Genomic DNA, 2,845 nt, shown 5'->3' with positions numbered 1-2,845 from the left:
GCAGAAGTTATTTACCAGCGTGCCGATGCTGAAAAAGATAATATGGGACTTACCTCATGGGCTAGTGACACCATCCGTCGCCCCGATGTAGAAATTGCAAAAAACTATCTTACCCAGCAGGAATTGGATGCTTTAAACAAGATAGTTACAGCCTATCTCGATATCGCCGAGGTACACGCTCTCAATCAGGAACCAATGTATATGAAGGACTGGCTGGAAACCATTGACGATTACCTGAAAATGACCCGCCGTGATATTCTTACCAGTAGCGGTCACATCAGCCACAAGCAGGCACTTGATAAGGCTCATGCCGAATACACCAAGTACAAGAACCGCTTGGAAAACACCATTTCCCCAGTTGAACAGGACTTTATCAAAAGCATTGGTACATTGGAAGAGATTGCAGATTCCGACAAGAAATAAATACCCAAAAATACTTCAGGCGGGCCTAAACAGCCCGCTTGCAACAAAATCAACTTCTTGGATTTCCTAAATCAAATTTAGCAATCGCTTCATCCAAGATTCCGCTCCATTCAGCTAATCCGCATTCATTAAATTTCTGAATCTCGGAATTAATCACGTCTAACAACATTTCCAGCTTTATTTGGTTCCGGATTAGGCTTTGAATATAACCAATGGTTTATAAAAACAGATTTTTCACTCATCTTATTTCTCATGCTCCTATGTTTTATCTCATCTCGGCACACACCATTTCACCCTTAGAATTTACATCCACATCTATCTCATGTCCACCAAATACATAACCATCATCGTATCCTACAGTATAAGAGCCATTCTGATTCACAAATATATATTTCATTCGACCCTTTAATGCGTCTGCAAATTCTTCCGGTGTAGAAAAATGAATTTCGCATTCATCTTCATATTCTTCCACGCACTCCAATGCAGCATCATACAGATCCTCATCAGATGCAATATACGATCTAAACACCTCATCCTTTGAAGCAATATGCTCTGCAAAATCTCTGGCAACAGTCAAAGGCTTTTTCCAAGTTGCCTTACTGTCCCACTCTACCTCAATATAAATTGTGATGTCATTACCTGCAAAATCATACTTACCTTCAAACAGACCTTCCGATTTTTCTAACACTAATTTCCCCAGCACCTCATCCTCTAAGACAATTGGTGCCAGATACTTTTCCTGATTTTTATCAAGCTTTGTTCCGGATGCATTTTCTTCCAAAACCTCTCTGATGTACAGAAATGCAAGTTCTCCGAAGTAACTATACTGTAATCTTCCTGCCACCTTATAAATGACACCCTCTTTAAATCTGTTAAAATATCCGCTGTTTTTCTCCTGTGCATCATGTTCCTCGTTAGGTATAGGCCATGTCATAACCTTTATCTTCTTCACCATACTGGCAGCGTTTATATCATAGATTGCAACAGCAGAACGTGTAATAATATAATACTTGTGACTCTTGTCCCATCTGGACGAGTCACCTTTTCCAACAAGAACGTAATATATGCTCTCCTCACCCTCAAATTTATTATCTTCCTGATAGATTTCATGTATATCCATAGTCGCTCCTCCACAATAATCAAATCTATTTATGCCGTTGTACACCAAAATATATAATAAAACATTTCCTTTGTTTCTATAACCCAAGCATTGTCAAAATCTGTTATAGTACCCAAATATTTATCTAGGTTTGGACATAGATTACAATATTCAGTATTTGAAATTGATAACAGTCAGCGTATAATAGATAACATAGTTACTGATATAACTAATAGATTTGAAAAAAACTTCACACAAGAGGACAGTGTCATTATATTTAAGATGTCATCGAGTTGTGAGGTGTTAAGATTTGGTTATGCCAAGAATGACGAGAAGAATTTTATAGTTATTCAGTAATGCAAACCTCAGTCTTTCTGAGGAAAAATTAAGGGGTTACTCAACAGATATGAACATAACAAACAAAAAAAGACTGTATATAGTGGTTATAAAACAAAAAAATTGTGCACAAACACCAATTTTGAGTTGAGTAACCTTAAATAATTTCTACTGTTGTAGATAGGCGTGCGTAGGCGAGGCTGAATTTGTTGAGTAACCTTAAATAATTTCTACTGTTGTAGATGACAGCCCTTGGAATATGGCATTAAAAGTTGAGTAACCTTAAATAATTTCTACTGTTGTAGATCAAGAGCTTGCCGCCGGTGTCTGGTGGTTGAGTAACCTTAAATAATTTCTACTGTTGTAGATTCTATTTCCCAAATGTCCATGCCGAAGTTGAGTAACCTTAAATAATTTCTACTGTTGTAGATTAATATTCCGAGTCTTGCGTATAATCAGTTGAGTAACCTTAAATAATTTCTACTGTTGTAGATATAATCATGGCACAGTATAGTGTAACAGTTGAGTAACCTTAAATAATTTCTACTGTTGTAGATAACTGGTCATTGATTGAGTCTCCAAGAGTTGAGTAACCTTAAATAATTTCTACTGTTGTAGATCAAACGGCGGTCAGGATTATCTGATTGTTGAGTAACCTTAAATAATTTCTACTGTTGTAGATATGATCTTGTCAATGGCCTGTTTCATCGTTGAGTAACCTTAAATAATTTCTACTGTTGTAGATATTGCTGGGTTAATGTGTGGTACGTCTGTTGAGTAACCTTAAATAATTTCTACTGTTGTAGATAGGCTGGCGAAAAAACACATACAGACGTTGAGTAACCTTAAATAATTTCTACTGTTGTAGATACCTTTCGTATATTTTAGGGTATTTTGTTGAGTAACCTTAAATAATTTCTACTGTTGTAGATACACATTCCGCTGTAACTAATAAATCAGGTTGAGTAACCTTAAATAATTTCTACT

At 36.3% G+C, this 2,845-nt stretch carries 3 protein-coding genes and 1 CRISPR repeat array; of the genes, 2 read left to right on the top strand and 1 reads right to left on the bottom strand.

Annotated features, from left to right (window positions below; genetic code table 11):
- On the top strand, positions 1-423 hold a 423-nt coding region (rhuM, locus tag CCU_RS11600), incomplete at its 5' end, for a RhuM family protein (RefSeq protein WP_208896204.1).
- Between the two features lie 265 nt (positions 424-688).
- Here the strand turns inward: rhuM and CCU_RS11595 are convergent.
- Positions 689-1,543, bottom strand: coding sequence for a DUF2262 domain-containing protein (locus CCU_RS11595; RefSeq protein ID WP_015534800.1), 855 nt, complete (start codon positions 1,541-1,543; stop codon positions 689-691).
- 90 nt (positions 1,544-1,633) lie between these two features.
- Between CCU_RS11595 and CCU_RS14830 the strand changes: the two genes are divergently transcribed.
- Positions 1,634-1,879, top strand: coding sequence for a CRISPR-associated endonuclease Cas2 (locus CCU_RS14830; RefSeq protein WP_243440894.1), 246 nt, complete (start codon positions 1,634-1,636; stop codon positions 1,877-1,879).
- A 125-nt stretch (positions 1,880-2,004) separates the two neighbouring features.
- Positions 2,005-2,790: direct repeats of the CRISPR family, unit length 36 nt; unit sequence GTTGAGTAACCTTAAATAATTTCTACTGTTGTAGAT.
- Positions 2,791-2,845: the final 55 nt, after the last annotated feature.

This window comes from Coprococcus sp. ART55/1 (genome assembly GCF_000210595.1).
Classification (GTDB): Bacteria; Bacillota; Clostridia; order Lachnospirales; family Lachnospiraceae; genus Coprococcus; species Coprococcus aceti.
Note: the sequence above shows the minus strand (reverse complement) of the source record. Positions and strands in the feature narration are given on the sequence as shown.